Here is a 6,672-nt window from a genome sequence, read left to right as displayed (position 1 = left end):
CGAGCCCAGCAGCACGCCGGCGAGGATCACGAACAGCGGCTGGAAGGTGAAGGGCACCGGCGTTCCCGGGATCAGCACCGAGATGCGGGCGCCGACCGCCGTAGCCGCGGCAAGCGCCACGACGCCGATCACCCGGCGCGCGGTGCGGGAGGGAACGAGCCCGGCGGCGGCCGGCTGGGTCAGGGTGTAGCGATTGGTGCTCATGCGTGTCGGCTCAGGTGTGGTGCGTGGTTCGTGGCCTGCTGGGGCGAATGAATTCGCAGCAACGACCACACGAAGTCCACCTTCGTGGACTACACGCGATCGTGCGGTCCGTGGGGTCGTGCTCGCTTCGAATTCCGTAATCGCCCGGCTTCGAAAACATCTCGCCTCCAGCGATGGGCTGGAGGCGAGGACGGAGATCAGACGCGCTCGACGGAGAGCGCCACGGCGTCGCCGCCGCCCAGGCAGAGCGTGGCCAGGCCGGTGGAGACGTCGCGGTCCTGCATGGCGTGCAGCAGCGTCGTCAGCACGCGCGCACCCGACGCGCCGATGGGGTGGCCCAGCGCCACCGCGCCGCCGTTCACGTTCACGCGGTCCCAGTCCCAGCCCAGGCCGGCGCCATCCGCCAGCGCCTGCACGGCGAACGCCTCGTTTGCCTCGATCAGGTCGTAGTCGCTGATCTGGCTTCCCTGCTTCTTCATCAGCTTCTTCACGGCCTCGATCGGCGCGAAGAAGAGCTCCTTGGGCTCCACCGCACCGGTGGAATACGCGGCGATGCGGGCCAGGATGGTCAGCCCGTGGGCGCGCGCGTACTCCTCGCTGACCACCACCACCGCGGACGCGCCGTCGTTCATGGACGAGGCGTTGCCGGCGGTAACGACGGGGTCAGTCACGTCCTTGGGGGCGTGCTCGCGGAAGGCCGGCTTCAGCTTGCCGAGCGAATCGACCGAGCTGTCGGCGCGCGGGCCCTCGTCGGCGTCGACCACGGTGGTGCCCTTGCGGCCGGCGATCTCCACCGGGACGATCTCTTCCTTGAACTTGCCGGCCTGCTGCGCCGCCACGGCCTTCTGGTGCGACTGCACCGAGAACTCGTCCGCCATCTGGCGGCTGATGGATGCCTTCTTGGCGGTGTACTCGGCGTGCCCGCCCATGTGCACCTCGCAGAACGAGCACCACAGGCCGTCGCGCACCAGCCCGTCCACCATCGTCTGGTCGCCGAACTTCACGCCGTTGCGCATCCCGTAGACGTAGAACGGGGCGTTGCTCATGGACTCCTGCCCGCCCGCCAGGATCACCTGGCTGTCACCCGCGCGGATGGACTGCGCCGCCAGCATCACCGCCTTGAGGCCGGAGCCGCACACCTTGTTGATGGTGAGCGCGGAGACCTGGTCCGGCAGGCCGGCCTTGATGGCGGCCTGTCGGGCGGGCGCCTGCCCCACCCCGCCCTGCACCACGTTCCCCATGATGACCTCGGCGATGTCCTGCGCGTCGATCCCCGACCGCGCCACGGCTTCGCGCAGGGCGATGGCGCCGAGCTCGGGCGCGGACAGCGACGACAGGGCGCCCAGGAACTTGCCGATGGGCGTGCGCACTGCGCTGACGATCACGGGGGTGGTACGGGGATCACGTGCGATATCGATCATTTCGTCCCTCGAGCGTTTGATGATGGACCTGCCTGGGTTCCGCACTCACGCACTACGCTTCCTACTCCTCCAGCCGAACGCCCTTCCCCTCCGCCACCGGATGGCCCCACGGTACGAACGGATCGTGCGTCGACACCAGCAGCCACCGCTCGTCCACCGCGCGCGCCAGCAGGGCGCGCTTGCTTTCCAGCGTCACCAGCGGCTCCACGTCGTAGCCCATGATCCAGGGCAGCGGCAGGTGCGCGAAGGTGGGGATCACGTCCGCCAGGAAGCAAGCCGTTTCCCCCTCCGACTGGATGAGCACCGACTGGTGGTGCGGGCAGTGCCCCGGCGTACGGTACACCGAAAGGCCGGGCGCGATCTGCACGTTTCCGTCCACCAGGTGCAACAGCCCCGCCGCCATCACCGGCTCGTAGTTGTCGGGCAGGTAGCTGGCCGACGTGCGCTCGTTCGCCTGGTGGGCCCACTCCCACTCGCCACGCTGCACGTGATAGCGGGCGCGGGGGAACGAGACGCGCACCTGCCCCTCCGCGTCGCGGAAGGTGTTCCCTCCCGCGTGGTCGAAGTGCAGGTGCGTGTCGATGACGACGCCGACGTCGTCCGCGGCGAAGCCCAGCGACGCGAGCGCCTCGTGCAGCCGGTCCGGGTGCGCCGGGTCGGATGCCGCGTTGTCGACACCGTAGATGTCGCGGAATTTCTCGTTTTCCTTGTTGCCGAGCCCCGTCTCGATCAGGACCAGTTCGTCCGGCGTTTCGACGAGAAGGCAGCGCAGGCCCAGCGGAATGCGGTTGCGCTCGTCCGCGGGGATGCGCCGTTCCCACAGGGGCTTGGGCACCACGCCGAACATGGCGCCGCCGTCCAGCCGCTGCAGGCCGCTCTCGATGGCGTGCAGGGTGAACGCACCCAGCTTGCGGCTCTGCACCAATGGCAGCGCCGTCGACCGATCAGGAACCTGCGTCACGCCACCTCCATCGACTGCGGCATCCTCTTCTTCTTCCGCGGCGCGCGCGGCTTGCGCTTGCCCAGCACCGCCTGCAGCCCGTCCCAATCCGCCACCCCCTGCTCATCCAGCATGTCGATGAAGTGGATCAGCACGCGCGCCGTGGCCAGGGCGTCGTCCAGCGCGCGGTGGCGCGACTCGATCTCCAGCCCGAAGAACAGGGCCAGCCCATCCAGCGAGCGCGACGGCAGCTGCGGAAGAAGCTTCCGCGCCAGCCGCACGGTGCACAGCTGGCGGCCGGAGAGCGTCATCCCCGTGCACATGCTCAGCTCGTGGCAGATGAAGCGCCAGTCGAACGCGGCGTTGTGGGCCACGAACACGCACCCGTCCAGCGCCCGCGACACCTCCGGCGCCACTTGGGCGAACCGCGGCTGGCCGGCCACCATGGCGTTGGTGATGCCCGTCAGCGAGGAGATCATTCCCGGGATGGGCCGCTCGGGGTTCACGAGCGTGCAGAAGGTGTCGCGGATCTGCCCGCCCGTCACGCGCACCGCGGCCACCTCGGTCACCCGGTGCCCCTGCTTGGGCGAGCCGCCGGTGGTTTCCACGTCCACCACCACGAACGCCTCGTCGCGCAGCCGTCGGGCCGGCGCCGCCGGCGGCTCCGACGCGGCGAGGGACCACACGCCCTGCGCGGAAACGCGAAAGCGCGGATCGGCGCCCAACAGGGCGAACACGGCCGCGGCCGCCGCGCCCGCGCCGCCGGTGATGCCCAGGACACGCTGCGCCACGTCGGCGCTGGAGAGGGGCTCGGAGGCCAGCACGCGCAGGGCGCGCTGCGTCAGCGAGCCGTCGCGCTCCAGGCGAACGCCGTCCAGCGGAATTGCGATGTCGATCACCAGATGTCGTCCCGGCAAACAGGCATGGTCATGCACCGGCCGCCGCCGCCGCCGCGGACCAGCTCGGAGCCTTCGAAGGCGATCACGGCCTTGTCGCCCTCGCGCACCAGCGCCTTGCCGGTGGAGAAGTCGGTCGCGTCCACGATCCGGTATCCCGCCCTGTCCGTCGGTTCGCGCATGTGCCGCAGATTACAAGATGAGCGCACCGAGACCGACGTGACGCGTACCGTAGGCGTTGCAGAGGTTTGGGCGGCCAAAGGACCGCGGAGTATAGCCGGGCGGCTGAGTGCGGGCAACGCACCACGCATTCAGGCAGGCGCAATCGGGACGGGTGGGCAGGCAGATCAGCGGGGGTTGAGGCCGAACGAGAGGCCTTCCAGCTCCAGCGTCACATCCACGTTCTTCAGCACCACGCCGCGCGCCACCTTTAGGCGCACCGGGGCGAAGTTCAGGATGCCGCGCACCCCCGCCGCCACGATGCGGTCGGCCACCTGCTGCGCCGCGTCTGCTGGCACGGCAAGGATGGCCATATCCGCCTGCTCGGCGGCGAGCGTGCGCTCCATCTCCTCGTCGGCGCGCACCGTCAGCCCGCCCCAGGCGGTGCCCACCTTGCGCGGATCGGAATCGAAGACGGCGCGGATGTGAAAGCCGCGCGCCTCGAAGTCGCGGTACGAGAAGAGGGCGGAGCCCAGCTTGCCCGCGCCCACCAGGGCCACGCGCCAGGTCTTCTGCAGCCCCAGGATCTCGCGGATGCGGCCCAGCAGCTCCTGCACCGAATATCCCAGCCCCCGCTTGCCGAACGAGCCGAACAGCGACAGGTCCTTGCGCACCTGCGCGCTCGTGGTGCCGCCCCGCTCGGCCAGCTGGCCGCTGGAGATGGTTTCGGCGCCCGCTGCATCGGCTTCCTGCAGCAGGCGAAGGTACAGCGAAAGCCGGCGCACGGCCGACTCAGAAATCTTCTTCATGCGCGTGATGCAGCCCGCGACGGCAGGCGCCGATCCTTCCGGACGCCCAGCTTGTGAAATCGTTCACAAGATAGGCGCGAGTCTGCCAAGCGTCAACGCGCGCGCCGAATGAGCCACAGGCGCGACGGATTTTCTGCCCCACCTCCCGCCGCGCGGAGTGAACGGTTATGCTTTGCAAATGGACAAGCCGACGCTATACTTGGAAACGAGCGTGATCAGCTACCTGGCCGCGCTCCCCAGCCGCGACCCGATCACGGCACGCAACCAGCAGATCACGCGCGAGTGGTGGGACACTCGCCGCGGGGAACATATCCTGCTGGCCTCGCCGACGGTTCTCGACGAAGCGGCGCTGGGCGATGCGGAGTTCGCAAGGAGGAGGCGGAGCTACCTTGACGGTGTGCCGCTTCTACAGGTGACTGGCGAGGTAGAGGTGCTCGCCGAGGTGCTCTTGCGCCAGGTACCGCTTCCGTCGCACGCGCGCTCCGACGCCCTGCACGTCGCCGTTGCCTCGGTGTACGGAGTAGCCTATGTACTTACGTGGGATCGCAAGCACATCGCGAATCCCAGGCTGGTTCCGCGCTTCCAGAGATTTTGTGGTGATCTGGGCTACACGGCTCCGCTGCTCACCACGCCGGCGTCCATGATGGAGAGGTGAACCATGCACGAGGATCCGATCGTGGAGGAGGTGCACCGCGCCAGGCGAGAGATCATGGCGGGGTTCAACAACGATCTGCACGCCTATTGCGAACACCTCCGGGAATTGACCGAGGTCGAGCGCCAGCGAGGCCGAGTCATCATCTCGACGCCGTTCCGCCGGAGTGCACTCCAGCATGAAACGGCGCAGACGGACGCGGCGTAACGTCTGGCCATGTAGACGAAGGGCGCCTCCCTCGAGGCGCCCTTCGCGTTTCGTGCTCCGACAGTCACTCGGGATCGACACCGGGCGCAGACTTCGATACGTGACCGGCTGACCGCAGCGCGCGGGCGAGCTCGATGAAGCGCTCGGGGGCGAACGACTCGGGACGCGCGGTCAGGTCCATCCCCGTGTCCCCCTCCAGCGCCTGCACCTGCTCGGGAGACAGCCCGTACGCGTCGCGGAGGATGCGCTGGAACTGCTTGCGCCGCTGCCCGAACGCGGCCCGGGTGAGCACCCGCAGCGCGGCCTCGTCGTCCTCCGTCAGCGGCGGCGGGTTCAGCGGAACGATGCGGATGACCGTCGACATCACGTCGGGCGCAGGACGGAAGGCCTCGCGGCTGACGTTCAGCACGCGCTCCACCTTCGCCACGGCGCGAACGCCTACCGCCAGCGCCCCGTACGTCTTGCCCCCCGGCGGCGCCAGGATGCGGTCCGCCACCTCTCGTTGGATCATCACCACGATCTCGGCCGGCCGCGGCCGCCGCTCCAGCAGCCCGAAGATGATGGGCGTGGTGATGTTGTACGGGATGTTCCCGATCACCTTCAGCCGCGCGGGATCGGCCGAGATGCGCTCCAGCGGCACCTGCAGCACGTCCTCGTGCACGATCTCCACCGACGGGTCGCCGGCGAAGCGCTCCTGCAGCCGCGCAGCGAGCGCGTTGTCCAGCTCCACCAGCACCAGCCGGCCCACGCGACCCGCCAGGTGCTGTGTGAGCGCCATCCGCCCCGGCCCGATCTCCATCACCTCGTCGTCCGGCGACGGTCGAAGGGCGTCGACGATCTTTCGCTGGATATTGGGATCGACCAGGAAGTTCTGCCCCAGCGACCGCTTGGCGCGGTGGGGGGCCGAAGGATCGCGCGGCATGGCGCTCAGAAGCGCACGACGACGGCGGTGCGGTCGTCGGGCGGAACGTGCGTGGCCTCGCCCGCGCGGTCGAACAGGCGCGCGCAGATCTGCTCGGGGGCCTCGCGGCGCATGTCGGTCGCCACCTCCAGCAGCACCCGCTCGCCCTCGATTTCGCCCGCATCCAGCGCGTCGGAAAGGCCGTCGGTGAAGAGAAAGAGAAGGTCTTCGCCGCTCACCCAATCCACCGTGGTCTCGGCGTAGGTGTCGCGGTCGACGATGCCGAACGGCGGGTCGGTAGCGGCCAGCCGCTGCGCCTCGCCGCTGGCCGGGATGCGGAAGGCGTGGCCGTGGCCCGCGTTGGAGTAGGTGAGCGTGCCGGCCGCGGGATCGATGACCGCGTACACCAGCGTCAGGTACATCTCGGTGTTTTCCAGCTCGTCGATCACCGCGCGGTGGGTGCGGTGGAGCACTTCGGACGGG

General features: G+C 69.1%; 9 protein-coding genes and 1 pseudogene. 2 read left to right on the top strand and 8 right to left on the bottom strand.

Annotated elements, in window-relative coordinates:
- From VIB55_RS04720 to VIB55_RS04695, 6 genes and pseudogenes are all read right to left on the bottom strand, one after another.
- Positions 1-204 (bottom strand): annotated as a pseudogene (locus VIB55_RS04720) (hypothetical protein); the annotation flags it as partial.
- A 197-nt stretch (positions 205-401) separates the two neighbouring features.
- Positions 402-1,625 carry an acetyl-CoA C-acetyltransferase gene (locus tag VIB55_RS04715; RefSeq protein WP_331875514.1) on the bottom strand — a complete coding sequence of 408 codons (1,224 nt, stop codon included), beginning with the start codon at positions 1,623-1,625 and terminating at the stop codon, positions 402-404.
- A gap of 61 nt (positions 1,626-1,686) precedes the next feature.
- Entirely contained in the window at positions 1,687-2,586 is a 900-nt protein-coding gene (locus VIB55_RS04710) for an MBL fold metallo-hydrolase (RefSeq protein ID WP_331875513.1), read from the bottom strand.
- Positions 2,583-3,464 carry a 3'-5' exonuclease gene (locus VIB55_RS04705; RefSeq protein ID WP_331875512.1) on the bottom strand — a complete coding sequence of 294 codons (882 nt, stop codon included), beginning with the start codon at positions 3,462-3,464 and terminating at the stop codon, positions 2,583-2,585. Before VIB55_RS04705 ends, VIB55_RS04710 begins: the two co-directional genes overlap by 4 nt.
- The gene (locus VIB55_RS04700) at positions 3,461-3,643 is read right to left on the bottom strand and encodes an arginine deiminase family protein (RefSeq protein ID WP_331875511.1); all 183 of its coding nucleotides are present in this window, start codon (positions 3,641-3,643) and stop codon (positions 3,461-3,463) included. Before VIB55_RS04700 ends, VIB55_RS04705 begins: the two co-directional genes overlap by 4 nt.
- A 165-nt stretch (positions 3,644-3,808) precedes the next feature.
- Positions 3,809-4,438 (bottom strand): redox-sensing transcriptional repressor Rex, encoded by a 630-nt coding sequence (locus tag VIB55_RS04695; protein WP_331875516.1) that lies wholly within the window; start codon positions 4,436-4,438, stop codon positions 3,809-3,811.
- A gap of 202 nt (positions 4,439-4,640) precedes the next feature.
- On the opposite strand from VIB55_RS04695, the gene VIB55_RS04690 reads away from it, so the two are divergent.
- Both VIB55_RS04690 and VIB55_RS04685 read left to right on the top strand, forming a co-directional pair.
- Positions 4,641-5,084: a type II toxin-antitoxin system VapC family toxin gene (locus VIB55_RS04690; protein ID WP_331875510.1), complete on the top strand. Its 444-nt coding sequence runs from the start codon at positions 4,641-4,643 to the stop codon at positions 5,082-5,084.
- Between the two features lie 3 nt (positions 5,085-5,087).
- The gene (locus VIB55_RS04685) at positions 5,088-5,288 is read left to right on the top strand and encodes a hypothetical protein (RefSeq protein ID WP_331875509.1); all 201 of its coding nucleotides are present in this window, start codon (positions 5,088-5,090) and stop codon (positions 5,286-5,288) included.
- 64 nt (positions 5,289-5,352) lie between these two features.
- Here the strand turns inward: VIB55_RS04685 and rsmA are convergent, their stop codons facing one another.
- Both rsmA and VIB55_RS04675 read right to left on the bottom strand, forming a co-directional pair.
- Positions 5,353-6,210 (bottom strand): 16S rRNA (adenine(1518)-N(6)/adenine(1519)-N(6))-dimethyltransferase RsmA, encoded by an 858-nt coding sequence (gene rsmA / locus VIB55_RS04680; RefSeq protein WP_331875508.1) that lies wholly within the window; start codon positions 6,208-6,210, stop codon positions 5,353-5,355.
- Positions 6,211-6,215: 5 nt separating this feature from the next.
- The coding region (locus tag VIB55_RS04675; protein ID WP_331875507.1) for a PP2C family protein-serine/threonine phosphatase at positions 6,216-6,672 on the bottom strand (457 nt) is incomplete at its 5' end.

It is taken from the genome of Longimicrobium sp. (assembly GCF_036554565.1).
Lineage (GTDB): Bacteria > Gemmatimonadota > Gemmatimonadetes > Longimicrobiales > Longimicrobiaceae > Longimicrobium.
Note: the sequence above shows the minus strand (reverse complement) of the source record. Positions and strands in the feature narration are given on the sequence as shown.

Bases quoted from the DNA above. Each gene is read 5' to 3' on its own strand.
- VIB55_RS04715 (WP_331875514.1), bottom strand. From the start codon at position 1,625: ATGATCGATATCGCACGTGATCCCCGTACCACCCCCGTGATCGTCAGC.
- VIB55_RS04685 (WP_331875509.1), top strand. From the start codon at position 5,088: ATGCACGAGGATCCGATCGTGGAGGAGGTGCACCGCGCCAGGCGAGAG.
- VIB55_RS04700 (WP_331875511.1), bottom strand. From the start codon at position 3,643: ATGCGCGAACCGACGGACAGGGCGGGATACCGGATCGTGGACGCGACC.
- rsmA (WP_331875508.1), bottom strand. From the start codon at position 6,210: ATGCCGCGCGATCCTTCGGCCCCCCACCGCGCCAAGCGGTCGCTGGGG.